The organism is Pseudomonas sp. B21-031, from assembly GCF_024748985.1.
Classification (GTDB): Bacteria; Pseudomonadota; Gammaproteobacteria; order Pseudomonadales; family Pseudomonadaceae; genus Aquipseudomonas; species Aquipseudomonas kermanshahensis.
Window position 1 is genome coordinate 522,501 of the sequence record NZ_CP087181.1, and the last position, 25,321, is coordinate 547,821.

Below are 25,321 nucleotides of genomic sequence, written 5' to 3' on the forward strand. Positions count from 1 at the left end.
ATACCAAGGCGCTTGAGAGAACTCGGGTGAAGGAACTAGGCAAAATGGCACCGTAACTTCGGGAGAAGGTGCGCCGGCGAGGGTTAAGGACTTGCTCCGTAAGCCCATGCCGGTCGAAGATACCAGGCCGCTGCGACTGTTTATTAAAAACACAGCACTCTGCAAACACGAAAGTGGACGTATAGGGTGTGACGCCTGCCCGGTGCCGGAAGGTTAATTGATGGGGTTAGCGCAAGCGAAGCTCTTGATCGAAGCCCCGGTAAACGGCGGCCGTAACTATAACGGTCCTAAGGTAGCGAAATTCCTTGTCGGGTAAGTTCCGACCTGCACGAATGGCGTAACGATGGCGGCGCTGTCTCCACCCGAGACTCAGTGAAATTGAAATCGCTGTGAAGATGCAGTGTATCCGCGGCTAGACGGAAAGACCCCGTGAACCTTTACTATAGCTTTGCACTGGACTTTGAATTTGCTTGTGTAGGATAGGTGGGAGGCTTTGAAGTGGGGACGCCAGTTCTCATGGAGCCATCCTTGAAATACCACCCTGGCAACTTTGAGGTTCTAACTCAGGTCCGTTATCCGGATCGAGGACAGTGTATGGTGGGTAGTTTGACTGGGGCGGTCTCCTCCCAAAGAGTAACGGAGGAGTACGAAGGTGCGCTCAGACCGGTCGGAAATCGGTCGTAGAGTATAAAGGCAAAAGCGCGCTTGACTGCGAGACAAACACGTCGAGCAGGTACGAAAGTAGGTCTTAGTGATCCGGTGGTTCTGTATGGAAGGGCCATCGCTCAACGGATAAAAGGTACTCCGGGGATAACAGGCTGATACCGCCCAAGAGTTCATATCGACGGCGGTGTTTGGCACCTCGATGTCGGCTCATCACATCCTGGGGCTGAAGCCGGTCCCAAGGGTATGGCTGTTCGCCATTTAAAGTGGTACGCGAGCTGGGTTTAGAACGTCGTGAGACAGTTCGGTCCCTATCTGCCGTGGACGTTTGAGATTTGAGAGGGGCTGCTCCTAGTACGAGAGGACCGGAGTGGACGAACCTCTGGTGTTCCGGTTGTCACGCCAGTGGCATTGCCGGGTAGCTATGTTCGGAAGAGATAACCGCTGAAAGCATCTAAGCGGGAAACTTGCCTCAAGATGAGATCTCACTGGGATCTTGAATCCCCTAAAGGGCCGTCGAAGACTACGACGTTGATAGGTTGGGTGTGTAAGCGCTGTGAGGCGTTGAGCTAACCAATACTAATTGCCCGTGAGGCTTGACCATATAACACCCAAGCAATTTGCTAGCGCGAATTGCGGTGGTGAAGACGAAAGACCCGAAAGTTCGTAACCACAAAATCGCATATCCGAATTCGCTGGGCTGTCCATCTGGACATTCTGGCTACAGAATTTCTTGACGACCATAGAGCATTGGAACCACCTGATCCCATCCCGAACTCAGTAGTGAAACGATGCATCGCCGATGGTAGTGTGGGGTTTCCCCATGTGAGAGTAGGTCATCGTCAAGATTCATTTCGCAAAACCCCTATCTGCGCAAGCAGGTAGGGGTTTTGTCTTTTCTGGCCGAAATTAGTCCTTTCTGCGGTCTTTCCGGGCAGCCCTTTTCCTATGCAAGCCCACTACCCATAGCTATCATGCCAGCCTTATTCCAAGTCGAGACTGGCATGCTGAAGTTGTTGAATCTCCTCAAGGACGGCCGGTTCCATTCCGGAGAAGCCTTGGGGGCAGCCCTCGGGGTGAGTCGCAGCGCCGTTTGGAAGCAGCTGCAGCACCTGGAGAATGAGCTGAACCTCACCATTCACAAGGTTCGTGGGCGTGGCTACCAGCTTGCGGCACCTCTCGCCCTGCTCGAATCACAGGCGATCAATGAATTCGCCGAGGGCGAGCAGTGGCCTGTTTTCATCCACGAAACCATCGATTCAACCAATGCTGAAGGGCTTCGGCTTGCAGGCGAAGGGCAGTCGGCGCCATTCCTGGTCCTTGCCGAGCGTCAGAGCGCTGGGCGTGGCCGCCGCGGTCGCCAATGGGTCAGCCCTTTCGCAGAAAACCTTTATTACAGTCTCGTCCTGCGTGTCGAAGGTGGCATGCGTCAGCTCGAAGGGCTGAGCTTGGTGGTGGGGTTGGCAGTGATGCGTACCCTGCAGAGCTTTGGAGTGAAGGATGTGGGGCTGAAATGGCCCAATGATGTGCTTGTTCGTGGGCAGAAGATCACCGGTATCTTGCTTGAGTTGGTCGGTGATCCTGCAGACGTGTGTCACGTTGTGCTTGGAATAGGTATCAATGTAAACATGCAAGCCAATGACCAGGTCGACCAGGAGTGGACATCGATGCGTCGAGAGCTTGGCACCGCTATTGATCGCAACCGTCTGGTGGCAAAGCTCAGTCAGCAGTTGCAGCATGAATTGGCGCGCCACCGCCGCTATGGTTTTGCTGCTTTCCAGGAAGAATGGGAGCAGGCGCATCTATGGCAGGGGCGTAACGTATCGCTTGTTGCAGGCAGTACCCGCATTGATGGGGTAGTGCTGGGGGTAGACGGGCAGGGCGGTTTGCGCCTTGAGGTCGAAGGTGTAGAAAAGAGCTTTAGTGGTGGTGAGCTCAGTTTGAGGTTGCGTGATGATTCTTGAGCTCGATTGCGGTAACAGCTTCATTAAATGGCGAGTTATTCACGCCGCGGACGCTACGATCGTGGGCGGCGGTATTGTTGATTCCGACCATGCATTGGTGGCCGAGGTCAGTGCGTTGGCGTCGTTGCGCTTGACTGGCTGCCGCATCGTCAGTGTGCGCAGCGAAGAAGAAACCGCCGCGCTCTGCGCGCTGATCCATCAGGCGTTCTCGGTGGTGGCGCGCGTTGCCGAACCTGCTCAGCAAATGGCGGGGGTGCGCAATGGTTATGAAGACTACCAGCGCCTGGGCATGGATCGTTGGCTTGCAGCATTGGGTGCATTCCACCTGGCCAAGGGTGCTTGCCTGGTGATTGATCTTGGCACCGCCGCCAAATCCGATTTCATCGCCGCCGATGGCGAGCACTTGGGTGGTTACATCTGCCCGGGGATGCCCCTTATGCGCAGTCAATTGCGTACGCATACGCGGCGCATCCGCTATGACGATGCTTCGGCAGTTCGCGCACTGACAAGCCTTGCCCCTGGCCGCTCGACGGTCGAGGCTGTGGAGCGTGGCTGCGTGTTGATGCTGCAGGGCTTTGCCCACACTCAGCTTGAGCAGGCGCGGGCGCTGTGGGGGGAGAATTTTACGGTGTTCCTTACCGGTGGGGATGCGCCGTTGGTGCGTGAAGCGGCACCGATGGCGCGCGTAGTCCCTGACCTGGTATTCGTTGGCCTGGCAATGGCCTGCCCACTGGATTGAGGTGCTTATGCGTTGGTTGTTTCTGCTGTTGCTGGTGCTCAACGTCTTCTATTACGTCTGGCACCAACAGGAAGCCCCGCTCAAGGCCAAGGATGTCGCCCCGCTGTCGTTGTACAAAGGTAGTCAGCAAGAAATTCGGCTGTTGCGTGAAACCGGTGTATCCGCGCCGGCCCGCCGTCGTGATGAATGCCTGGTAGTAGGTGGCCTGGTGGCAAAAGAGCAGCTCGATGCGCTGCGCCAGCGGCTGTTGAGCCTGGATATCAATGCGTTGCCGGTGTCGGGTCAGTTACCGGGTGCTGATGGTTTCTGGCTCAAGATTTCCCCGGAAAGCGAGCGTTTGCTGGACCAAACAGTACTCGTCGCTCTTTCCAACGATTTCAAAGACTTAAAACAAAAAATTATTTTCTGCCAGGGTATTGCAACTGGCGAATAGCTTGATAGAATGGCGCCCGCTTCACAGGGAACACCATCAAGGTGGTAGAACTGGAAGCGGTGTCAAAGCAGCTAAGTTTCAGATTTGATTGAAAAAATTTGAAAAAACGCTTGACACTAGGGCGGCAGACAAATAGAATGCCGGCCACATCTGGAGGGATTCCCGAGCGGTCAAAGGGGACGGACTGTAAATCCGTTGCGAGAGCTTCGAAGGTTCGAATCCTTCTCCCTCCACCAGTTTTAGCGAGAGCCGCAAGCTCCGCGGGTATAGTTTAGTGGTAGAACCTCAGCCTTCCAAGCTGATGATGCGGGTTCGATTCCCGCTACCCGCTCCAAGTTTGCTGGATTTTGCGCAAAGTGTTTCGCTCTTGTAGCTCAGTTGGTAGAGCACACCCTTGGTAAGGGTGAGGTCAGCGGTTCAAGTCCGCTCAAGAGCTCCATATAAACAAGGCAGATATGAAAATATCTGCCTTTGTTTTATCAGCTTTATCAGCGTAAGACTATTTCTTCTGCGGAGGATTGTATCGATGGCTAAGGAAAAGTTTGATCGTTCCCTACCACACGTGAACGTTGGCACTATTGGCCACGTTGACCATGGTAAAACCACTCTGACCGCAGCTCTGACTCGCGTCTGCTCCGAAGTTTTCGGTTCGGCAGTCGTTGAGTTCGACAAGATCGACTCGGCTCCGGAAGAAAAAGCGCGCGGTATCACCATCAACACCGCTCACGTCGAGTACAACTCGAACATTCGTCACTACGCTCACGTCGACTGCCCAGGTCACGCTGACTACGTGAAGAACATGATCACCGGTGCTGCCCAGATGGACGGCGCGATCCTGGTTTGCTCGGCCGCCGATGGTCCGATGCCACAAACCCGTGAGCACATCCTGCTGTCCCGTCAGGTTGGCGTTCCGTACATCGTGGTCTTCCTGAACAAGGCTGACCTGGTAGACGACGCTGAGCTGCTGGAGCTGGTCGAGATGGAAGTTCGCGACCTGCTGTCCACCTACGACTTCCCAGGCGACGACACCCCGATCATCATCGGTTCGGCTCGTATGGCGCTGGAAGGCAAAGACGACAACGAAATGGGCACCAGCGCTGTCAAGAAGCTGGTTGAAACTCTGGACAGCTACATCCCAGAGCCAGAGCGTGCTATCGACAAGCCGTTCCTGATGCCAATCGAAGACGTATTCTCGATCTCGGGTCGTGGTACCGTTGTTACCGGCCGTATCGAGCGTGGTATCGTCCGCGTTCAAGATCCGCTGGAAATCGTTGGTCTGCGTGACACCACCACCACCACCTGCACCGGCGTTGAGATGTTCCGCAAGCTGCTGGACGAAGGTCGTGCTGGCGAGAACTGCGGCGTTCTGCTGCGTGGTACCAAGCGTGACGACGTTGAGCGTGGCCAGGTTCTGGTCAAGCCAGGTTCGGTCAAGCCGCACACCAAGTTCACCGCAGAAGTCTACGTCCTGTCGAAGGAAGAAGGCGGCCGTCACACTCCGTTCTTCAAAGGCTACCGTCCTCAGTTCTACTTCCGTACCACTGACGTGACCGGTAACTGCGAACTGCCGGAAGGCGTTGAAATGGTAATGCCAGGTGACAACATTCAGATGACTGTCACTCTGATCAAGACCATCGCAATGGAAGACGGTCTGCGCTTCGCTATCCGTGAAGGCGGTCGTACCGTCGGCGCCGGCGTCGTGGCAAAAATTATTGAATAAGTAGTTGATTTACTTGATCAGGCCGGTATAATGGCCGGCCTGATACAGCGTTACAGGTCAGTAGCTCAATTGGCAGAGCGACGGTCTCCAAAACCGTAGGTTGGGGGTTCGATTCCCTCCTGACCTGCCATTCACCTCGGTGTGATTGGCTTTCTTCTCACAGGATCCTCCCCGATGACTCCCAAAACTGAAGCCCAAGAATCGCGTTTTGATCTGTTCAAGTGGCTGGCTGTAGTTGCTTTGGTGGTTGTTGGCGTCGTGGGTAATCAGTATTACTCCGCCTCCCCAATCCTGTATCGCGTACTCGCACTGCTCGCCCTGGCTGCGGCTGCTGGCTTTGTTGCCTTGCAGACTGCGAAGGGTAAGTCGTTCTTTGCGCTGGCGAAGGAAGCTCGTACCGAGATCCGTAAAGTCGTGTGGCCGACCCGCCAAGAAACCACTCAGACCACGCTGATTGTCGTGGCTGTAGTTCTGGTTATGGCGCTGCTGTTGTGGGGTCTTGATTCCCTGCTCGGTTGGGCGGTCTCCTTGATTGTTGGCTAAGGGTGTCCCGTGGCTAAGCGTTGGTACGTAGTGCATGCTTACTCGGGTTACGAGAAGCATGTGATGCGCTCGCTGATCGAGCGCGTCAAGCTGGCTGGCATGGAAGACGGTTTCGGCGAAATTCTGGTTCCGACCGAAGAAGTCGTTGAAATGCGTAACGGCCAAAAGCGCAAAAGTGAGCGCAAATTCTTCCCTGGCTATGTTCTGGTCCAGATGGAGATGAATGAAGGGACTTGGCACTTGGTCAAGGATACCCCTCGTGTGATGGGCTTTATTGGTGGTACCGCAGATAAGCCTGCACCAATCACTGATAAAGAAGCCGAGGCTATCCTGCGTCGCGTTGCCGACGGTAGCGACAAGCCGAAGCCTAAGACGCTGTTCGAGCCAGGTGAAGTGGTTCGAGTCATTGACGGTCCGTTTGCTGACTTCAATGGCAGTGTCGAAGAGGTTAACTACGAAAAGAGTCGCCTCCAGGTGGCGGTGCTCATTTTCGGTCGCTCTACTCCGGTGGAGCTCGAGTTCAGCCAGGTCGAGAAGGTCTAGGCGAACGAAGCATCCCATACCCCGCAGCCCTGTGTGCTGCGGGGTTTTGTCGTCACTGGGATAAAACGCAAGTCATCCGGGGAGCCATCTGGCGTTTGTACCCGATTTTGGAGTAGCTCATGGCTAAGAAGATTCAGGCTTACATCAAGCTGCAAGTTAAGGCCGGCCAGGCCAACCCAAGCCCACCCGTTGGTCCAGCACTGGGCCAACACGGTGTGAACATCATGGAATTCTGCAAGGCCTTCAACGCCCGTACTCAGGGTCAAGAAGCCGGCCTGCCGACTCCTGTGATCATCACTGTTTACAGCGACCGTAGCTTCACTTTCGAGACCAAGAGCACCCCTGCCTCGGTTCTGCTGAAGAAAGCTGCTGGCCTGACCAGTGGTTCGGCTCGTCCGAACACCGTTAAAGTCGGTACCGTGACCCGTGCTCAGCTCGAAGAGATCGCCAAGACTAAACAGGCTGATCTGACCGCTGCTGACCTGGACGCTGCTGTACGCACCATCGCTGGCTCTGCCCGCAGCATGGGCCTGAACGTGGAGGGTGTGTAATGGCTAAGCTGACCAAGCGCCAAAAGGCCATTGCTTCGAAAATCGAAGCTGGCAAAGTTTACAACTTCGAAGAAGCAGCAGTGCTGCTGGCCGAACTGTCCACCGTGAAGTTCAGCGAATCCTTCGACGTTGCCGTCAACCTCGGCGTTGACCCGCGTAAATCCGACCAGGTCGTTCGTAGCGCTACTGTGCTGCCACACGGCACTGGCAAGACCGTACGCGTTGCCGTCTTCACCCAGGGTCCAGCTGCTGAGGCCGCTCTGGCTGCCGGCGCTGACCGTGTAGGTATGGACGATCTGGCTGCAGAAATGAAAGCCGGCGACCTGAACTATGACGTCGTCATCGCATCGCCTGATGCCATGCGCGTTGTTGGTCAGCTGGGTCAGGTTCTGGGTCCTCGCGGCCTGATGCCTAACCCGAAAGTGGGTACTGTGACTCCAGACGTAGCCGGCGCTGTCAAAAACGCCAAGGCTGGTCAGGTTCGCTACCGTACCGACAAGAACGGTATCATTCACACCTCCGTTGGCAAAGTCGGCTTCGAAGCTGGCAAGCTGAAGGAAAACGTTGAAGCCCTGATCGCTGATCTGAAGCGTATCAAGCCAGCTTCTTCGAAAGGCATCTACGTCAAGCGCGTTACCCTGAGCACCACTATGGGCCCAGGCCTGGTCATCGACCAGGGTTCGCTGAACGCGTAAGGCCATGGCGGTGCGACGTGTCGCGCCGCCAGCAAAAAATTGGGGTCCCTGCCTGGCGGGGGCTATCCAAGACCGTAGGCGGCGCAAGCCTTAAACCACAAGCCTACGCAGATGGTGCTCCCGATTCGTTATCGAATCAGACACCAAAACGACATCCGGCTTCGGCCAGATGAAACGGTAGAAACCAGGAGTAAACCCGTGGCAATTAAACTCGAAGACAAGAAGGCCATCGTCGCTGAAGTCAACGAGGCTGCCAAAGTCGCTCTGTCCGCTGTCGTGGCTGATGCCCGTGGTGTGACTGTAGGCGCAATGACCGGACTCCGTAAAGAGGCTCGTGAAGCTGGCGTTTACGTACGTGTCGTACGTAACACCCTGCTCAAGCGCGCTGTTGCCGATACTGAATTCAGTGTCCTCAACGACGCCTTCACTGGCCCGACCCTGATCGCTTTCTCCAACGAACACCCGGGCGCTGCTGCTCGTCTGTTCAAAGAGTTCGCCAAGGGTCAGGACAAGTTCGAGATCAAGGCAGCTGCGTTTGACGGCAAATTCATTGCCGCCAACCAGATCGATGTACTGGCTACCTTGCCGACCCGTGACGAAGCTATCGCACGTCTGATGAGCGTGATTCAAGGCGCCACCAGCAAGCTGGCTCGTACTCTGGCGGCCGTTCGCGACCAGAAAGAAGCTGCTGCTGCCTAAGGCGGCGTAACCTCTTTCAAAATCATTTGTTTAATTTGATGGCTGCGAAGGCTGTCACCCCAATACAGGATTTAAGTCATGTCCCTGACTAACGAGCAAATCATCGAAGCAATCGGCCAGAAAACCGTTCTGGAAGTTGTTGAGCTGATCAAAGCTATGGAAGAAACCTTCGGCGTTACCGCTGCTGTTGCCGCTGCTGGCCCAGCTGCTGCTGCTGCCGTTGTTGAAGAGCAAACCGAGTTCAACGTTGTTCTGGTTGAAGCCGGCGAGAAGAAAGTAAACGTGATCAAGGCCGTTCGTGAACTGACCGGTCTGGGCCTGAAAGAAGCCAAAGAGAAAGTCGATGGCGCTCCTCAGGTTGTAGCTGAAGGCGTTTCGAAAGAAGCCGCTGAAGACGCTAAGAAGAAGCTGGAAGAAGCAGGCGCTAAAGTCGAGCTGAAGTAATTTCGACTTTGCGATGCCAGCCTGAGCGTTGAGCACAAGGCTGATGGCTGGTGGCTTATGCCACCGGCCTTTTTCCGTTATTGGTGGCCGATCAGATCGGCCCCGATAACGAGCTGCAAGACACCCATGTGGGTGGCGCAAACCAAGGGGTTTGCACGATTTTCTGGCTGCTCCCGCCGGGAGAAGCCAAACAAGCAGGTGACCAAGCTGGGGAACGCTGATGGCTTACTCATACACTGAGAAAAAACGTATCCGCAAGGACTTTAGCAAGTTGCCGGACGTCATGGATGTGCCTTACCTCCTGGCCATCCAGCTGGATTCGTATCGCGAATTCCTGCAAGCGGGAGCATCCAAGGATCAGTTCCGCGACGTCGGCCTGCACGCGGCCTTCAAATCGGTATTCCCGATCATCAGCTACTCCGGCAATGCTGCCCTGGAGTACGTAGGCTATCGCCTGGGCGAACCCGCCTTCGATGTGAAGGAATGTGTCCTGCGTGGCGTGACCTTCGCGGTCCCACTGCGGGTCAAGGTGCGCCTGATCATCTTCGACAAGGAATCGTCGAACAAAGCGATCAAGGACATCAAAGAGCAAGAAGTCTACATGGGTGAAATCCCCCTGATGACTGAGAACGGTACCTTCGTAATCAACGGTACCGAGCGTGTGATCGTTTCCCAGCTGCACCGTTCGCCTGGTGTGTTCTTCGACCACGACCGTGGCAAGACGCACAGCTCCGGCAAGCTGCTGTACTCCGCTCGCATCATCCCTTACCGCGGCTCCTGGCTGGACTTCGAGTTCGACCCGAAGGACTGCGTGTTCGTGCGTATCGACCGTCGCCGCAAACTGCCGGCCTCGGTACTGCTGCGCGCATTGGGTTACAGCACCGAAGAGGTTCTGAACACCTTCTACACCACCAACGTGTTCCACGTCTCCGGCGAAAAACTCAGCCTGGAACTGGTACCTCAGCGTCTGCGTGGTGAAGTCGCGGTCATGGACATCCATGACGAAACCGGCAAGGTCATTGTCGAGCAGGGTCGCCGCATCACTGCGCGCCACATCAACCAGCTCGAGAAAGCCGGCGTCAAGCAGCTCGACGTTCCTATGGAATACGTCCTGGGCCGCACCACCGCCAAGGCTATCGTGCATCCGGCTACCGGCGAGATCCTTGCCGAGTGCAACACCGAGCTGACCACCGAGCTGCTGATCAAGGTCGCCAAGGCACAGGTCGTCCGTATCGAGACCCTGTACACCAACGACATCGATTGCGGTCCGTTCATCTCGGACACCCTGAAGATCGACACCACCAGCAACCAGCTGGAAGCCCTGGTCGAAATCTATCGCATGATGCGTCCAGGCGAGCCGCCAACCAAGGATGCTGCCGAGACCCTGTTCAACAACCTGTTCTTCAGCGCTGAGCGTTACGACCTGTCCGCCGTAGGCCGCATGAAGTTCAACCGTCGTATCGGTCGTACCGAGATCGAAGGTTCGGGCGTGCTGAGCAAGGAAGACATCGTCGAGGTCCTCAAGACCCTGGTCGACATCCGTAACGGCAAAGGCATCGTCGACGACATCGACCACCTGGGTAACCGTCGCGTACGTTGCGTCGGCGAGATGGCCGAGAACCAGTTCCGTGTTGGCCTGGTGCGCGTTGAGCGTGCGGTCAAGGAACGTCTGTCGATGGCTGAAAGCGAAGGCCTGATGCCGCAAGACCTGATCAACGCCAAGCCGGTAGCGGCCGCGGTGAAAGAGTTCTTCGGTTCCAGCCAGCTGTCGCAGTTCATGGACCAGAACAACCCGCTCTCCGAGATCACCCACAAGCGCCGCGTTTCTGCACTCGGCCCTGGCGGTCTGACCCGTGAGCGTGCTGGCTTCGAAGTCCGTGACGTACACCCGACCCACTACGGCCGCGTGTGCCCGATCGAGACCCCTGAAGGTCCGAACATCGGTCTGATCAACTCCCTGGCAGCCTATGCCCGCACCAACCAGTACGGCTTCCTCGAAAGCCCGTACCGCGTGGTGAAGGAAGGCGTAGTCAGCGACGACATCGTGTTCCTGTCGGCCATTGAAGAAGCGGATCACGTCATCGCCCAGGCTTCGGCTGCGATGAACGAGAAGAAGCAGCTGATCGATGAGCTGGTAGCGGTTCGTCACCTGAACGAATTCACCGTCAAGGCGCCAGAAGACGTCACCTTGATGGACGTTTCGCCGAAGCAGGTTGTTTCGGTTGCAGCGTCGCTGATTCCGTTCCTCGAGCACGACGACGCCAACCGTGCACTCATGGGTTCGAACATGCAGCGTCAGGCTGTACCGACCCTGCGCGCTGACAAGCCGCTGGTAGGTACCGGCATGGAGCGCAACGTTGCCCGTGACTCCGGCGTCTGCGTCGTGGCTCGTCGTGGCGGCGTGATCGACTCGGTCGATGCCAGCCGTATCGTCGTGCGTGTTGCCGATGACGAAGTCGAAACCGGTGAAGCAGGTGTAGATATCTACAACCTGACCAAATACACCCGTTCGAACCAGAACACCTGCATCAACCAGCGTCCGCTGGTCAGCAAAGGTGATGTGGTCAAGCGTCACGACATCATGGCCGACGGCCCGTCCACCGATATGGGTGAACTGGCACTGGGTCAGAACATGCGCATCGCGTTCATGGCGTGGAACGGCTTCAACTTCGAAGACTCCATCTGCCTGTCCGAGCGTGTGGTTCAGGAAGACCGTTTCACCACGATCCACATTCAGGAACTGACCTGTGTGGCGCGTGACACCAAGCTTGGCCCAGAGGAAATCACCGCAGACATTCCGAACGTGGGTGAAGCTGCGCTGAACAAGCTGGACGAAGCCGGTATCGTTTACGTAGGTGCCGAAGTCGGCGCTGGCGACATTCTGGTTGGTAAGGTCACTCCGAAAGGCGAGACCCAACTGACGCCGGAAGAGAAGCTGCTGCGTGCCATCTTCGGTGAGAAGGCAAGCGATGTTAAAGACACCTCCCTGCGTGTGCCAACCGGCACCAAGGGTACTGTCATCGACGTCCAGGTCTTCACCCGTGACGGTGTTGAGCGCGACAGCCGCGCCCTGGCCATCGAGAAGATGCAGCTGGACGAGATCCGCAAGGACCTCAACGAAGAGTTCCGCATCGTCGAAGGTGCAACCTTCGAGCGTCTGCGTTCCGCCCTGAACGGCCAAGTGGTCGACGGTGGTGCGGGCCTGAAAAAAGGCACCGTGATCACTGACGAAGTACTGGACGGTCTGGAGCACGGCCAGTGGTTCAAACTGCGCATGGCCGAAGACGCGCTGAACGAACAGCTGGAAAAGGCTCAGGCTTATATCGTCGATCGCCGTCGTCTGCTGGACGACAAGTTCGAAGACAAGAAGCGCAAGCTGCAGCAAGGCGACGACTTGGCGCCGGGCGTACTGAAGATCGTCAAGGTCTACCTGGCTATCCGCCGCCGCATTCAGCCGGGCGACAAGATGGCAGGCCGTCACGGTAACAAAGGTGTGGTCTCGGTGATCATGCCGGTCGAAGACATGCCGCACGACGCCAACGGTACTCCGGTCGACGTCGTACTGAACCCACTGGGCGTACCTTCGCGTATGAACGTCGGTCAGATCCTTGAAACCCACCTGGGCCTCGCGGCCAAAGGCCTGGGCGAGAAGATCGACCGGATGCTCGAAGAGCAGCGCAAAGCCGCTGAGCTGCGCGTGTTCCTGACCGAGATCTACAACGAGATCGGCGGTCGTCAGGAAAGCCTGGAAGAGTTCACCGACGCAGAGATCCTTGCCCTGGCAAACAACCTGAAGAAGGGTGTGCCTATGGCTACCCCAGTCTTCGACGGTGCCAAGGAAAGCGAGATCAAGGCCATGCTGAAACTGGCAGACATGCCAGAAAGCGGCCAGATGGTGCTGTTCGATGGCCGTACCGGCAACAAGTTCGAGCGTCCAGTGACCGTTGGTTACATGTACATGCTCAAGCTGAACCACTTGGTGGACGACAAGATGCACGCGCGTTCCACTGGTTCCTATAGCCTGGTTACCCAGCAGCCGCTGGGTGGTAAGGCGCAGTTCGGTGGTCAGCGTTTCGGGGAGATGGAAGTGTGGGCGCTGGAAGCATACGGCGCGGCATACACCCTGCAAGAAATGCTCACAGTGAAGTCGGACGACGTGAACGGCCGTACCAAGATGTACAAAAACATCGTGGATGGCGATCACCGTATGGAGCCGGGCATGCCCGAGTCCTTCAACGTGTTGATCAAAGAGATCCGTTCGCTCGGTATCGATATCGATCTGGAAACCGAATAACACGTGACGCGAAGGGGAGCGGGGCAGGTAATGCCCGCTTCCTGCTCCGCCAGGAGGAAAGGCCTTGAAAGACCTACTGAATTTGCTGAAAAACCAGGGTCAAGTCGAAGAGTTCGACGCCATCCGCATCGGTCTGGCGTCGCCTGAAATGATCCGTTCGTGGTCGTTCGGTGAAGTTAAGAAGCCGGAAACCATCAACTACCGTACGTTCAAACCTGAGCGTGACGGCCTGTTCTGCGCCAAGATCTTTGGCCCAGTCAAGGACTACGAGTGCCTGTGCGGCAAGTACAAGCGCCTCAAGCACCGCGGTGTGATCTGCGAGAAGTGCGGCGTTGAAGTTGCCCTGGCCAAGGTTCGTCGTGAGCGCATGGCGCACATCGAACTGGCCTCGCCGGTTGCCCACATCTGGTTCCTGAAGTCGCTGCCGTCCCGTATCGGCCTGCTGATGGACATGACCCTGCGTGATATCGAGCGCGTTCTCTACTTCGAGAGCTATGTCGTTATCGACCCAGGCATGACCACCCTTGAAAAAGGCCAGCTGCTGAACGACGAGCAGTACTTCGAAGCGCTGGAAGAGTTCGGTGACGACTTCGACGCCCGCATGGGTGCCGAGGCTGTCCGCGAGCTGCTGCACGCTATCGACCTGGAGCACGAGATCGGTCGCCTGCGTGAAGAGATTCCGCAGACCAACTCGGAAACCAAGATCAAGAAGCTGTCCAAGCGCTTGAAGCTGATGGAAGCTTTCCAGGGCTCGGGCAACCTGCCTGAGTGGATGGTCCTGACCGTCCTGCCAGTACTGCCGCCGGACCTGCGTCCGCTGGTACCGCTGGATGGCGGCCGCTTCGCGACCTCCGACCTGAACGACCTGTATCGTCGGGTGATCAACCGTAACAACCGTCTGAAGCGCCTGCTCGATCTGTCGGCGCCGGACATCATCGTGCGCAACGAAAAGCGCATGCTGCAGGAAGCGGTCGACGCCCTGCTGGACAACGGCCGTCGCGGTCGCGCCATCACTGGCTCGAACAAGCGTCCGCTGAAGTCCCTGGCTGACATGATCAAAGGTAAGCAAGGTCGTTTCCGTCAGAACTTGCTCGGTAAGCGCGTGGACTACTCCGGTCGTTCGGTAATTACCGTAGGCCCGACCCTGCGCCTGCACCAGTGCGGTCTGCCGAAGAAAATGGCCCTCGAGCTGTTCAAACCGTTCATTTTCGGCAAGCTGGAAATGCGTGGTCTGGCGACCACCATCAAGGCTGCCAAGAAGATGGTCGAGCGCGAGCTGCCAGAGGTGTGGGACGTTCTCGCCGAGGTCATCCGCGAACACCCCGTACTGCTCAACCGTGCACCGACCCTTCACCGTCTGGGTATCCAGGCGTTCGAGCCTGTGCTCATCGAAGGTAAGGCGATCCAGCTGCACCCGTTGGTCTGTGCGGCGTACAACGCCGACTTCGACGGTGACCAGATGGCCGTTCACGTGCCGCTGACGCTGGAAGCCCAGCTCGAAGCGCGCGCGCTGATGATGTCGACCAACAACATTCTGTCGCCAGCCAACGGTGAGCCAATCATCGTTCCGTCGCAGGACGTTGTACTGGGTCTGTACTACATGACCCGTGAAGCCATCAACGCCAAGGGCGAAGGTCGCGTATTCGCAGACCTGCAAGAAGTCGACCGCGTATTCCGCGCCGGCGAAGCTGCCCTGCACGCGAAAATCAAGGTCCGTATCAACGAGACCGTGAATGACCGTGATGGCTCCGTCACCAAGAACACCCGCATCGTCGACACCACCGTCGGCCGTGCGCTGTTGTTCCAGGTTGTACCGGCAGGTCTGCCGTACGACGTGGTCAACCAGCCGATGAAGAAGAAAGCGATCTCCAAGCTGATCAACCAGTGCTACCGCGTGGTTGGTCTGAAAGAGACCGTCATCTTCGCTGACCAGCTGATGTACACCGGTTTTGCCTACTCGACCATTTCCGGCGTTTCGATCGGTGTTAACGACTTCGTTATCCCGGACGAAAAAGCCCGCATCATCGGTACTGCTACCGACGAAGTGAAGGAAATCGAGAGCCAGTACGCCTCCGGCCTGGTAACCCAGGGCGAGAAGTACAACAAGGTCATCGACTTGTGGTCGAAGGCGAACGACGAAGTGTCCAAGGCGATGATGGCCAACCTCTCGAAAGAGAAGGTCATCGACCGCGAAGGCAAGGAAGTCGAGCAAGAGTCCTTCAACTCGATGTACATGATGGCTGACTCGGGTGCGCGGGGTTCCGCAGCACAGATCCGTCAGCTGGCCGGTATGCGTGGTCTGATGGCCAAGCCGGATGGCTCGATCATCGAGACGCCGATCACCGCGAACTTCCGTGAAGGTCTGAGCGTACTGCAGTACTTCATCTCGACTCACGGTGCTCGTAAGGGTCTGGCGGATACCGCACTGAAGACTGCGAACTCCGGTTACCTGACGCGTCGTCTGGTAGACGTGGCGCAAGATCTGGTCGTGACCGAGATCGACTGTGGCACCGACCACGGCCTGCTGATGACTCCGCACATCGAAGGCGGTGACGTTGTCGAGCCGCTGGGTGAGCGCGTATTGGGCCGTGTCATTGCCCGTGACGTGTTCAAGCCAGGCACCGAGGACGTCATCGTCCCGGCCGGTACCCTGGTTGACGAGCAGTGGGTCGAGTTCATCGAGCTGAACAGCATCGACGAAGTTATCGTGCGTTCGCCGATCAACTGCGAAACCCGCTACGGTATCTGCGCCAAGTGCTACGGTCGTGACCTGGCTCGCGGTCACCAGGTCAACATCGGTGAAGCTGTCGGCGTTATCGCTGCACAGTCGATCGGTGAGCCGGGTACCCAGCTGACCATGCGTACGTTCCACATCGGTGGTGCTGCAAGCCGGACCTCGGCTGCCGACAGCGTCCAGGTGAAGAACGGCGGTATGGTTCGTCTGCACAACCTGAAGCAGGTCGTGCGCGCCGATGGCAACCTGGTTGCCGTATCGCGTTCCGGCGAGCTGGCCATTGCCGATGAATTCGGTCGTGAGCGTGAGCGTTACAAGCTGCCTTACGGTGCGGTCATTTCGGTCAAGGAAGGTGACAAGGTCGAAGCTGGCGCCATCGTCGCCAAGTGGGACCCGCACACCCACCCGATCGTTACCGAGCTGAAAGGTACCGTGACCTTCGTGGGCATGGAAGAAAACATCACCATCAAGCGTCAGACCGACGAACTGACTGGTTTGACCAACATCGAAGTGCTGGACGTCAAGGATCGCCCTGCCGCAGGCAAGGAAATCCGTCCGGCAATCAAGATGGTCGATGCCAACGGCAAGGACCTGTACCTGCCAGGTACCGACGTACCGGCTCAGTACTTCCTGCCGGCCAACGCCCTTGTCGGTGTGGCTGACGGTGCACAGATCGGTGTTGGTGACGTTATCGCGCGTATCCCGCAAGAAACGTCGAAGACCCGTGACATCACCGGTGGTCTGCCGCGCGTTGCCGACTTGTTCGAAGCGCGTCGTCCGAAAGAAGCCTCGATTCTGGCTGAAGTCAGCGGCACCATCGCGTTCGGTAAAGAGACCAAAGGCAAGCGCCGTCTGGTCATTACGCCGACCGACGGTAGCGATCCGTACGAAGAGCTGATTCCGAAGTGGCGCCACCTGAACGTCTTCGAGGGCGAACAGGTAAACCGCGGCGAAGTTATCTCCGACGGCCCGAGCGATCCGCACGATATCCTGCGTCTGCTGGGTGTGAGCGCGCTGGCCAAGTACATCGTCAACGAGATCCAGGACGTTTACCGCCTGCAAGGCGTTAAGATCAACGACAAGCACATCGAGACCATCCTGCGTCAGATGCTGCGTAAGGTCGAGATCGCCGAGTCGGGTGATTCCAGCTTCATCAAGGGCGACCAGATGGAACTGACTCACGTACTGGTCGAGAACGAGCGTCTCGCCAGCGAAGACAAGTTCATCTCGAAGTTCTCGCGTGTGCTGCTGGGTATCACCAAGGCGTCGCTGTCGACCGAATCGTTCATCTCCGCGGCTTCCTTCCAGGAAACCACCCGCGTACTGACCGAAGCGGCCGTCACCGGCAAGCGCGATTACCTGCGCGGCCTGAAAGAGAACGTGGTCGTGGGTCGTCTGATCCCGGCCGGTACCGGTCTGGCTTACCACAGCGAGCGCAAGCGCCGCCGTGATGCCGACAAACCGCTGCGTGTGAGCGCCAGTGAGGTGGAAGCCGCACTGACCGAAGCGCTGAATTCCAGCGGTAACTAAGTACAGGGCAGGGCCCCGGCAAGCCCCGAACGACCATCGTCGACATGAATTGTTGCCGATGACCGGGCGGGGAGGGCCGGGGCCTCGTCTTGACTGGGTGCAAGATCCTCCGTAGACTTTTGTACCCTTAAATTTGGTGAGGCTCCGTCTCGCCAATTTTTGGCTTTCTTGCAAGACAATAGAGTCGCAAGACAATCAGTGGAGCTAGTAGATGGCAACTATCAACCAGCTGGTACGTCAGCCGCGTAAGCGTTCGGTCGAGAAGTCCGACGTTCCTGCGCTGCAGAACTGCCCGCAACGTCGTGGCGTGTGCACCCGCGTGTACACCACCACGCCGAAAAAACCTAACTCGGCACTGCGTAAAGTTTGCCGTGTGCGTCTGACCAACGGTTTCGAGGTTTCCTCGTACATCGGCGGTGAAGGCCACAACCTGCAAGAGCACAGCGTCGTCCTGATCCGTGGCGGCCGTGTAAAAGACTTGCCAGGTGTTCGTTACCACACCGTTCGCGGCTCTCTGGATACTTCGGGCGTTAAAGGCCGTAACCAGGGTCGTTCGAAGTACGGTACCAAGCGTCCGAAGTAATCGGTCGTTTGCACCCATCCATTTTTTTGAGTCGATAAGAGTAAGGTCGGGCAGGGGTCGAAGACCCACGTCCCGGGCTAACCTGAAGACCGTTTGAGGGCTTATCATGCCAAGACGTCGTGTAGCAGCAAAACGTGAGATTCTGGACGATCCTAAATACGGATCCCAAATCCTCGCCAAGTTCATGAACCACGTGATGGAAAGCGGCAAGAAGGCCGTGGCCGAGCGCATCGTTTACGGTGCACTGGACAAGGTCAAAGAGCGCAAGAACAGCGACCCCCTGGAAATCTTCGAGAAAGCTCTCGACGCCATCGCTCCGCTGGTCGAAGTAAAGTCCCGTCGTGTCGGCGGTGCCACTTACCAGGTTCCGGTTGAAGTTCGTCCATCCCGTCGTAATGCTCTGGCAATGCGCTGGCTCGTAGACTACGCCCGCAAGCGCGGCGAGAAGTCGATGGCTCTGCGCCTGGCTGGCGAGCTGCTGGATGCTGCTGAAGGCAAGGGTGCTGCAGTCAAGAAGCGTGAAGACGTTCACCGTATGGCTGAAGCCAACAAAGCGTTCTCGCACTACCGCTTCTAATTCAAGCATCAATCATTTTGCGAGGGCTTTATGGCTCGTACTACAGCAATTAACCGCTACCGTAACATTGGTATCTGTGCCCACGTTGACGCGGGCAAGACCACCACTACCGAGCGGATCCTGTTCTACACAGGCCTGAGCCACAAGATGGGCGAGGTGCACGACGGCGCCGCGACCACCGACTGGATGGTTCAGGAGCAGGAGCGGGGTATTACCATTACCTCCGCTGCCGTAACTACCTTCTGGAAGGGCTCTGTTGGTCAGTACGACAACTACCGCGTAAACGTCATCGATACCCCCGGCCACGTTGACTTCACCATTGAAGTAGAGCGTTCGCTGCGCGTACTCGACGGTGCGGTCGTTGTGTTCTGCGGTACCTCCGGCGTTGAACCTCAGTCCGAAACCGTATGGCGTCAGGCCAACAAATACGGCGTTCCACGTGTTGTTTACGTGAACAAGATGGACCGTGCCGGTGCAAACTTCCTGCGCGTCGTAGGTCAGATCAAGAACCGTCTGGGTCACACCCCGGTTCCTGTTCAGCTGGCCATCGGTTCGGAAGATAACTTCCAGGGTCAGGTCGACCTGATCAAGATGAAGGCTATCTACTGGAACGACGACGACAAAGGCACCACCTATCGCGAGGAAGAAATTCCTGCCGATATGCTGGAGCTGGCTGAAGAGTGGCGCTCCAACATGGTTGAGGCGGCTGCCGAGGCCAGCGAAGAGCTGATGAACAAGTACCTGGAAGGCGAAGAGCTGACCGTCGAAGAGATCAAAGCCGGTCTGCGCGCGCGCACCCTGGCCAGCGAAATCGTACCGGCCGTCTGCGGTTCGTCGTTCAAGAACAAGGGCGTTCCCCTGGTTCTCGACGCCGTCATCGACTACCTGCCTGCTCCGACCGAGATTCCTGCAATCCAGGGTATCAACCCGGACGACAAGGATCTGGATAAAGACGATCCGGCTGTTCGTAAAGACGAGCGTCACGCTGACGACGACGAGCCGTTCTCGGCTCTGGCGTTCAAGATCGCGACTGACCCGTTCGTGGGTACTCTGACCTTCGTTCGCGTCTACTCGGGTGTTCTGACCTCCGGTGACTCCGTCATCAACTCGGTCAAGGGCAAGAAAGAGCGCGTTGGTCGTATGGTGCAGATGCACGCCAACCAGCGTGAAGAGATCAAGGAAGTGCGCGCTGGCGACATCGCGGCCCTGATCGGCATGAAGGACGTGACCACAGGCGAAACCCTGTGCAACGCCGACAAGCCAATCATCCTTGAGCGTATGGACTTCCCTGAGCCGGTTATTTCGCTCTCCGTTGAGCCGAAAACCAAGGCTGACCAGGAGAAGATGGGTATCGCTCTGGGCAAGCTGGCCCAGGAAGACCCGTCGTTCCGCGTCAAGACCGACGAAGAGACTGGTCAGACCATCATCTCGGGCATGGGTGAGCTGCACCTGGACATCCTCGTTGACCGCATGAAGCGCGAGTTCAACGTCGAAGCCAACATCGGTAAGCCTCAGGTTTCGTACCGCGAGAAGATCACCAAGTCCAACGTCGAGATCGAAGGCAAGTTCGTTCGTCAGTCGGGCGGTCGTGGTCAGTTCGGTCACTGCTGGATCCGTTTCTCGGAGCCGGACGTCGACGAGAAGGGCAACATTACCGAAGGTCTGGTCTTCACCAACGAAGTCGTTGGTGGTGTGATTCCTAAGGAATTCATCGCCCCGATCCAGAAGGGTATCGAAGAGCAGATGAAAAACGGCGTTGTTGCCGGCTATCCGCTGCTCGGCCTGAAGGCCACGGTATTCGACGGTTCGTACCACGACGTCGACTCCAACGAAATGGCGTTCAAAATCGCTGCTTCGATGGCGACCAAGCAACTGGCCCAGAAGGGCGGTGGCGTGGTGCTTGAGCCGATCATGAAGGTCGAAGTTGTAACCCCGGAAGACTACCTGGGTGACGTGATGGGTGACCTGAGCCGTCGTCGCGGGATGATCCAGGGTAATGAAGACTCGGTGTCCGGCAAGGTAATCACTGCTGAGGTACCGCTCGGAGAAATGTTCGGTTATGCGACCGACGTTCGTTCCATGTCTCAGGGTCGCGCAAGCTACTCCATGGAATTCTCCAAATACGCCGAAGCTCCGTCGAACATCGTCGAAGCACTCGTTAAAAAACAAGGCTAATCCCCTTTAGGCAAGAGGTTCACTGTCGTGGCTAAAGAAAAATTTGATCGTTCCCTTCCCCACGTTAACGTCGGCACCATCGGCCACGTTGACCACGGTAAGACCACTCTGACCGCAGCTCTGACTCGCGTCTGCTCCGAAGTTTTCGGTTCGGCAGTCGTTGAGTTCGACAAGATCGACTCGGCTCCGGAAGAAAAAGCGCGCGGTATCACCATCAACACCGCACACGTCGAGTACAACTCGAACATTCGTCACTACGCTCACGTCGACTGCCCAGGTCACGCTGACTACGTGAAGAACATGATCACCGGTGCTGCCCAGATGGACGGCGCGATCCTGGTTTGCTCGGCCGCCGATGGTCCGATGCCACAAACCCGTGAGCACATCCTGCTGTCCCGTCAGGTTGGCGTTCCGTACATCGTGGTCTTCCTGAACAAGGCTGACCTGGTAGACGACGCTGAGCTGCTGGAACTGGTCGAGATGGAAGTTCGCGACCTGCTGTCCACCTACGACTTCCCAGGCGACGACACCCCGATCATCATCGGTTCGGCTCGTATGGCGCTGGAAGGCAAAGACGACAACGAAATGGGCACCAGCGCTGTCAAGAAGCTGGTTGAAACTCTGGACAGCTACATCCCAGAGCCAGAGCGTGCTATCGACAAGCCGTTCCTGATGCCAATCGAAGACGTATTCTCGATCTCGGGTCGTGGTACCGTTGTTACCGGCCGTATCGAGCGTGGTATCGTCCGCGTTCAAGATCCGCTGGAAATCGTTGGTCTGCGTGACACCACTACCACCACCTGCACCGGCGTTGAGATGTTCCGCAAGCTGCTGGACGAAGGTCGTGCTGGCGAGAACTGCGGCGTTCTGCTGCGTGGTACCAAGCGTGACGACGTTGAGCGTGGCCAGGTTCTGGTCAAGCCAGGTTCGGTCAAGCCGCACACCAAGTTCACCGCAGAAGTCTATGTCCTGTCGAAGGAAGAAGGCGGTCGTCACACTCCGTTCTTCAAAGGCTACCGTCCTCAGTTCTACTTCCGTACCACTGACGTGACCGGTAACTGCGAACTGCCGGAAGGCGTTGAAATGGTAATGCCAGGTGACAACATTCAGATGACTGTCACTCTGATCAAGACCATCGCAATGGAAGACGGTCTGCGCTTCGCTATCCGTGAAGGCGGTCGTACCGTCGGCGCCGGCGTCGTAGCCAAAATCATCGAGTAATCACTCGACCGATTGAAAAAACCCCCGCTCAGCGGGGGTTTTTTTTTATTGGGTTGACACTAAATTGGGGCGTCTATAGAATCACGCCTCCTTTTAGCGGGCGTAGTGCGTCCGTTGGGAACAGCCTGGAGTCTGAAATCCAATGCAAAATCAGCAAATCCGTATCAGGTTGAAGGCTTTCGACCATCGCCTGATCGACCAATCCACCCAGGAAATCGTGGAAACCGCGAAACGTACTGGTGCACAAGTGCGTGGTCCAATTCCACTGCCTACCCGCAAAGAGCGTTTCACCGTTCTGGTCTCCCCGCACGTCAACAAAGACGCGCGTGACCAGTACGAGATTCGCACTCATAAGCGTGTTCTGGACATCGTCCAGCCAACGGATAAAACCGTTGACGCGCTGATGAAGCTTGATCTCGCGGCAGGTGTGGAAGTGCAGATCAGCCTCGGCTAAGACTTCGGTCTTGTCCGTGTAACGCTCTGAAATGGGCGGCCATAGCGGGTGAAAGCCCCGTACACTCATGAGGTTACAACATGACTATTGGTGTAGTCGGTCGTAAATGCGGTATGACCCGCGTTTTCACCGAAGAAGGTGTCTCCATTCCGGTCACGGTCATTGAGATCGAGCCGAATCGCGTCACCCAGTTCAAGACTGAAGAAACCGATGGCTACCGTGCAGTGCAAGTCACTGTCGGCGAGCGTCGTGCTTCGCGTGTGACTGCTGCTCAAGCAGGTCACTTCGCTAAAGCGAACGTTGCCGCTGGTCGCGGTGTCTGGGAGTTCCGCCTTGAAGAAGGCGAGTTCCAGGCTGGCGACTCGATCAAAGCTGAACTCTTCACTGCAGGCCAGCTGGTAGACGTTACTGGTCAGTCCAAAGGTAAAGGCTTCGCCGGTACCATCAAGCGCTGGAACTTCCGTGGTCAGGACAACACCCACGGTAACTCCGTGTCGCACCGCGTCCCAGGCTCCATCGGCCAGTGCCAGACTCCTGGTCGTGTGTTCAAGGGCAAAAAAATGTCCGGTCACATGGGCGCCGAGCGCGTGACTGTTCAGTCCCTGGAAGTAGTACGCGTAGACGCTGAACGCAACCTGCTGCTGATCAAGGGTGCCGTACCTGGCGCTACTGGCGGCGACGTGGTTGTACGTCCGGCTGTCAAGGCTCGCGGTTAAGGGGAAACTGACATGCAACTTAATGTAAATGACGCTCAGGCGATCGAAGTTTCCGAACTGACTTTCGGTGGCGAATTCAACGAGACGCTGGTTCACCAAGCAGTCGTGGCCTACATGGCCGGCGGCCGTCAGGGCACCAAGCAGCAAAAGACCCGTTCCGACGTGGCTGGTGGCGGTAAGCGCCCATGGCGTCAGAAGGGTACTGGCCGTGCTCGTGCTGGTACCACTCGTGGTCCGATCTGGCGTGGCGGTGGTGTTACCTTCGCAGCTCGCCCTCAAGATCACTCGCAAAAGCTCAACAAGAAGATGTACCGCGCAGCTCTGCGCTCCATCCTCGCTGAGCTGGTGCGTAGCGACCGTCTGGTCGTGGTTCAGGACTTCGCTGTTGAAGCACCGAAAACCAAAGATCTGCTGAACAAGCTGAACGGCATGGGTCTGAGCGACGTTCTGATCGTTTCGGACGCTGTTGATCAGAACCTGTACCTGGCTGCTCGCAACCTGCCACACGTCGATGTACGTGACGTGCAAGGTTCCGACCCGGTCAGTCTGATCGCATACGAGAAAGTGTTGATCACTGTCTCGGCCGTGAAGAAATTCGAGGAGCTGCTGGGATGAACCAGGAACGCGTATTCAAAGTCCTCCTTGGCCCGCACGTTTCCGAGAAGGCTACCGTTCTGGCTGAGAAAAAAGGCCAGTTCGTATTCAAGGTTGCTACTGACGCAACCAAGCTGGAAATCAAGAAAGCTGTCGAAGGCCTGTTCAACGTAAAAGTTGAAAACGTGTCGACCGTTAACGTTCTGGGTAAAACCAAGCGTACCGCACGTGGTCTGGGCAAGCGTAATGACTGGAAGAAGGCAATTGTCTCCCTTCAGCCAGGCCAAGATCTCGATTTCAGCAGCAGTGCTGAGTAAGGAAGGGGTGCATCATGGCAATCGTTAAATGCAAACCGACTTCCCCTGGCCGCCGTTTCGTGGTCAAGGTGGTCAACAAGGAGCTCCACAAGGGCGCTCCTCACGCACCGCTGCTCGAGAAGAAATCGAAGTCTGGTGGTCGTAACAATAATGGCCGCATTACCACTCGTCACGTTGGTGGTGGTCATAAGCAGCATTACCGTCTGGTCGACTTCCGTCGCAACGACAAAGATGGCATCCCAGCCACTGTCGAGCGTATCGAATACGATCCAAACCGTACTGCTCACATCGCCCTGCTGTGCTATGCAGACGGTGAGCGTCGCTACATCATCGCTCCTAAAGGCGTGAGCGCTGGCGACCAGCTGATCGCAGGTTCCCTGGCCCCAATCAAGGCCGGTAACTCCCTGCAGCTGCGTAACATCCCAGTAGGTAGCACCATTCACGGCATCGAACTGAAGCCGGGTAAAGGTGCACAGATCGCTCGTTCCGCTGGTGCTTCGGCTCAGCTGATCGCTCGCGAAGGTGTCTACGTGACCCTGCGTCTGCGCTCTGGTGAAATGCGTAAAGTACTGGCTGAGTGCCGTGCGACCCTGGGCGAAGTCTCGAACTCCGAGCACAGCCTGCGTTCGCTGGGTAAAGCAGGTGCCAAACGCTGGCGCGGCGTTCGCCCAACCGTTCGTGGCGTTGCCATGAACCCGGTTGACCACCCGCATGGTGGTGGTGAAGGTCGTACCTCCGGTGGTCGTCATCCGGTATCGCCATGGGGCTTCCCAACCAAGGGTGCTAAAACCCGTGGTAATAAGCGTACCGACAACATGATCGTCCGTCGTCGCAAGTAACTAGAGGGATACGACAGTGCCACGTTCTCTGAAAAAAGGTCCTTTTATCGATCTTCACCTGTTGAAGAAGGTCGAAGTGGCGGTGGAGAAGAACGATCGCAAGCCAGTTAAAACCTGGTCGCGTCGCTCGATGATCCTGCCACAAATGGTCGGTCTGACCATCGCGGTTCACAACGGTCGCCAACATGTCCCAGTTCTCGTGAACGAAGACATGGTCGGCCACAAACTGGGCGAGTTCGCCGGTACCCGCACCTATCGCGGGCACGTGGCTGACAAGAAAGCCAAGCGTTAAG

The 25,321-nt window shown here is 57.0% G+C and carries 23 protein-coding genes, 4 tRNA genes and 2 rRNA genes (1 of these 29 running past the window's edge); all 29 read left to right on the plus strand.

Translation table 11 applies throughout. The features are described from left to right. A 23S ribosomal RNA gene (locus LOY53_RS02270) occupies positions 1-1,267 on the plus strand (it extends 1,626 nt beyond the left edge of the window). A 128-nt stretch (positions 1,268-1,395) separates the two neighbouring features. Then, a 5S ribosomal RNA gene (rrf, locus tag LOY53_RS02275) occupies positions 1,396-1,511 on the plus strand. 156 nt (positions 1,512-1,667) lie between these two features. Beyond that, the gene (gene birA, locus LOY53_RS02280) at positions 1,668-2,627 is read left to right on the plus strand and encodes a bifunctional biotin--[acetyl-CoA-carboxylase] ligase/biotin operon repressor BirA (protein ID WP_252826537.1); all 960 of its coding nucleotides are present in this window, start codon (positions 1,668-1,670) and stop codon (positions 2,625-2,627) included. Continuing rightward, on the plus strand, positions 2,617-3,366 hold the full coding sequence (locus LOY53_RS02285; protein ID WP_252826538.1) for a pantothenate kinase: 750 nt from the start codon (positions 2,617-2,619) through the stop codon (positions 3,364-3,366). The genes birA and LOY53_RS02285 overlap by 11 nt, the downstream gene beginning before the upstream one ends. Before the next feature lie 7 nt (positions 3,367-3,373). Then, positions 3,374-3,799, plus strand: a complete 426-nt coding sequence (locus tag LOY53_RS02290; protein WP_258703555.1) for a hypothetical protein — start codon at positions 3,374-3,376, stop codon at positions 3,797-3,799. A gap of 152 nt (positions 3,800-3,951) precedes the next feature. After that, positions 3,952-4,035, plus strand: a tRNA-Tyr gene (locus tag LOY53_RS02295). Positions 4,036-4,059: 24 nt separating this feature from the next. Further along, a tRNA-Gly gene (locus LOY53_RS02300) sits at positions 4,060-4,133 on the plus strand. A 29-nt stretch (positions 4,134-4,162) separates the two neighbouring features. After that, positions 4,163-4,238 (plus strand) — tRNA-Thr (locus LOY53_RS02305). 87 nt (positions 4,239-4,325) lie between these two features. Beyond that, the gene (gene tuf / locus LOY53_RS02310; RefSeq protein ID WP_016484647.1) at positions 4,326-5,519 is read left to right on the plus strand and encodes an elongation factor Tu; all 1,194 of its coding nucleotides are present in this window, start codon (positions 4,326-4,328) and stop codon (positions 5,517-5,519) included. 54 nt (positions 5,520-5,573) lie between these two features. Beyond that, a tRNA-Trp gene (locus tag LOY53_RS02315) sits at positions 5,574-5,649 on the plus strand. A gap of 44 nt (positions 5,650-5,693) precedes the next feature. Continuing rightward, positions 5,694-6,062, plus strand: a complete 369-nt coding sequence (gene secE, locus LOY53_RS02320) for a preprotein translocase subunit SecE (RefSeq protein ID WP_027595465.1) — start codon at positions 5,694-5,696, stop codon at positions 6,060-6,062. 9 nt (positions 6,063-6,071) lie between these two features. Continuing rightward, complete coding sequence (nusG, locus tag LOY53_RS02325; RefSeq protein ID WP_003255501.1) at positions 6,072-6,605, plus strand: transcription termination/antitermination protein NusG; 534 nt, start codon at positions 6,072-6,074, stop codon at positions 6,603-6,605. 119 nt (positions 6,606-6,724) lie between these two features. After that, complete coding sequence (gene rplK, locus LOY53_RS02330; protein WP_027595466.1) at positions 6,725-7,156, plus strand: 50S ribosomal protein L11; 432 nt, start codon at positions 6,725-6,727, stop codon at positions 7,154-7,156. Next, on the plus strand, positions 7,156-7,851 hold the full coding sequence (gene rplA, locus LOY53_RS02335; RefSeq protein ID WP_027595467.1) for a 50S ribosomal protein L1: 696 nt from the start codon (positions 7,156-7,158) through the stop codon (positions 7,849-7,851). Before rplK ends, rplA begins: the two co-directional genes overlap by 1 nt. A 198-nt stretch (positions 7,852-8,049) precedes the next feature. After that, positions 8,050-8,550 carry a 50S ribosomal protein L10 gene (gene rplJ / locus LOY53_RS02340; RefSeq protein WP_027595468.1) on the plus strand — a complete coding sequence of 167 codons (501 nt, stop codon included), beginning with the start codon at positions 8,050-8,052 and terminating at the stop codon, positions 8,548-8,550. Between the two features lie 78 nt (positions 8,551-8,628). After that, the gene (gene rplL, locus LOY53_RS02345; RefSeq protein WP_007957596.1) at positions 8,629-8,994 is read left to right on the plus strand and encodes a 50S ribosomal protein L7/L12; all 366 of its coding nucleotides are present in this window, start codon (positions 8,629-8,631) and stop codon (positions 8,992-8,994) included. 50 nt (positions 8,995-9,044) lie between these two features. Continuing rightward, entirely contained in the window at positions 9,045-9,215 is a 171-nt protein-coding gene (locus LOY53_RS02350) for a hypothetical protein (RefSeq protein ID WP_155951450.1), read from the plus strand. Next, entirely contained in the window at positions 9,215-13,288 is a 4,074-nt protein-coding gene (rpoB, locus tag LOY53_RS02355; protein ID WP_027595469.1) for a DNA-directed RNA polymerase subunit beta, read from the plus strand. Before LOY53_RS02350 ends, rpoB begins: the two co-directional genes overlap by 1 nt. A gap of 64 nt (positions 13,289-13,352) precedes the next feature. Continuing rightward, positions 13,353-17,552, plus strand: a complete 4,200-nt coding sequence (gene rpoC / locus LOY53_RS02360; RefSeq protein ID WP_027595470.1) for a DNA-directed RNA polymerase subunit beta' — start codon at positions 13,353-13,355, stop codon at positions 17,550-17,552. A 211-nt stretch (positions 17,553-17,763) separates the two neighbouring features. After that, on the plus strand, positions 17,764-18,135 hold the full coding sequence (gene rpsL, locus LOY53_RS02365) for a 30S ribosomal protein S12 (protein WP_003255492.1): 372 nt from the start codon (positions 17,764-17,766) through the stop codon (positions 18,133-18,135). A 106-nt stretch (positions 18,136-18,241) separates the two neighbouring features. Further along, on the plus strand, positions 18,242-18,712 hold the full coding sequence (gene rpsG / locus LOY53_RS02370; RefSeq protein WP_008089143.1) for a 30S ribosomal protein S7: 471 nt from the start codon (positions 18,242-18,244) through the stop codon (positions 18,710-18,712). Positions 18,713-18,742: 30 nt separating this feature from the next. Further along, positions 18,743-20,887, plus strand: a complete 2,145-nt coding sequence (gene fusA, locus LOY53_RS02375) for an elongation factor G (protein WP_027595471.1) — start codon at positions 18,743-18,745, stop codon at positions 20,885-20,887. A 27-nt stretch (positions 20,888-20,914) separates the two neighbouring features. Next, a complete protein-coding gene (tuf, locus tag LOY53_RS02380; RefSeq protein WP_016484647.1) occupies positions 20,915-22,108 on the plus strand; it encodes an elongation factor Tu in 1,194 nt (397 codons plus the stop codon). A gap of 142 nt (positions 22,109-22,250) precedes the next feature. Next, entirely contained in the window at positions 22,251-22,562 is a 312-nt protein-coding gene (gene rpsJ, locus LOY53_RS02385) for a 30S ribosomal protein S10 (RefSeq protein WP_003186070.1), read from the plus strand. Positions 22,563-22,642: 80 nt separating this feature from the next. Then, the gene (rplC, locus tag LOY53_RS02390) at positions 22,643-23,278 is read left to right on the plus strand and encodes a 50S ribosomal protein L3 (protein WP_027594871.1); all 636 of its coding nucleotides are present in this window, start codon (positions 22,643-22,645) and stop codon (positions 23,276-23,278) included. A gap of 12 nt (positions 23,279-23,290) precedes the next feature. After that, positions 23,291-23,893: a 50S ribosomal protein L4 gene (rplD, locus tag LOY53_RS02395; RefSeq protein ID WP_003255485.1), complete on the plus strand. Its 603-nt coding sequence runs from the start codon at positions 23,291-23,293 to the stop codon at positions 23,891-23,893. Next, positions 23,890-24,189, plus strand: a complete 300-nt coding sequence (rplW, locus tag LOY53_RS02400; RefSeq protein ID WP_003255484.1) for a 50S ribosomal protein L23 — start codon at positions 23,890-23,892, stop codon at positions 24,187-24,189. Before rplD ends, rplW begins: the two co-directional genes overlap by 4 nt. A 14-nt stretch (positions 24,190-24,203) precedes the next feature. Further along, positions 24,204-25,028 (plus strand): 50S ribosomal protein L2, encoded by an 825-nt coding sequence (gene rplB, locus LOY53_RS02405; protein ID WP_027594872.1) that lies wholly within the window; start codon positions 24,204-24,206, stop codon positions 25,026-25,028. A gap of 16 nt (positions 25,029-25,044) precedes the next feature. Then, complete coding sequence (gene rpsS, locus LOY53_RS02410) at positions 25,045-25,320, plus strand: 30S ribosomal protein S19 (RefSeq protein WP_003255482.1); 276 nt, start codon at positions 25,045-25,047, stop codon at positions 25,318-25,320. Position 25,321 lies beyond the last annotated feature (1 nt).

Excerpts from the sequence above, each read along its gene's own strand:
- birA (WP_252826537.1), top strand. The coding sequence starts at position 1,668 with ATGCTGAAGTTGTTGAATCTCCTCAAGGACGGCCGGTTCCATTCCGGA.
- LOY53_RS02285 (WP_252826538.1), top strand. The coding sequence starts at position 2,617 with ATGATTCTTGAGCTCGATTGCGGTAACAGCTTCATTAAATGGCGAGTT.
- LOY53_RS02290 (WP_258703555.1), top strand. The coding sequence starts at position 3,374 with ATGCGTTGGTTGTTTCTGCTGTTGCTGGTGCTCAACGTCTTCTATTAC.
- tuf (WP_016484647.1), top strand. The coding sequence starts at position 4,326 with ATGGCTAAGGAAAAGTTTGATCGTTCCCTACCACACGTGAACGTTGGC.
- secE (WP_027595465.1), top strand. The coding sequence starts at position 5,694 with ATGACTCCCAAAACTGAAGCCCAAGAATCGCGTTTTGATCTGTTCAAG.
- rplK (WP_027595466.1), top strand. The coding sequence starts at position 6,725 with ATGGCTAAGAAGATTCAGGCTTACATCAAGCTGCAAGTTAAGGCCGGC.
- rplA (WP_027595467.1), top strand. The coding sequence starts at position 7,156 with ATGGCTAAGCTGACCAAGCGCCAAAAGGCCATTGCTTCGAAAATCGAA.
- rplL (WP_007957596.1), top strand. The coding sequence starts at position 8,629 with ATGTCCCTGACTAACGAGCAAATCATCGAAGCAATCGGCCAGAAAACC.
- rpoB (WP_027595469.1), top strand. The coding sequence starts at position 9,215 with ATGGCTTACTCATACACTGAGAAAAAACGTATCCGCAAGGACTTTAGC.
- rpsL (WP_003255492.1), top strand. The coding sequence starts at position 17,764 with ATGGCAACTATCAACCAGCTGGTACGTCAGCCGCGTAAGCGTTCGGTC.
- rpsG (WP_008089143.1), top strand. The coding sequence starts at position 18,242 with ATGCCAAGACGTCGTGTAGCAGCAAAACGTGAGATTCTGGACGATCCT.
- fusA (WP_027595471.1), top strand. The coding sequence starts at position 18,743 with ATGGCTCGTACTACAGCAATTAACCGCTACCGTAACATTGGTATCTGT.
- rpsJ (WP_003186070.1), top strand. The coding sequence starts at position 22,251 with ATGCAAAATCAGCAAATCCGTATCAGGTTGAAGGCTTTCGACCATCGC.
- rplC (WP_027594871.1), top strand. The coding sequence starts at position 22,643 with ATGACTATTGGTGTAGTCGGTCGTAAATGCGGTATGACCCGCGTTTTC.
- rplD (WP_003255485.1), top strand. The coding sequence starts at position 23,291 with ATGCAACTTAATGTAAATGACGCTCAGGCGATCGAAGTTTCCGAACTG.
- rplW (WP_003255484.1), top strand. The coding sequence starts at position 23,890 with ATGAACCAGGAACGCGTATTCAAAGTCCTCCTTGGCCCGCACGTTTCC.
- rplB (WP_027594872.1), top strand. The coding sequence starts at position 24,204 with ATGGCAATCGTTAAATGCAAACCGACTTCCCCTGGCCGCCGTTTCGTG.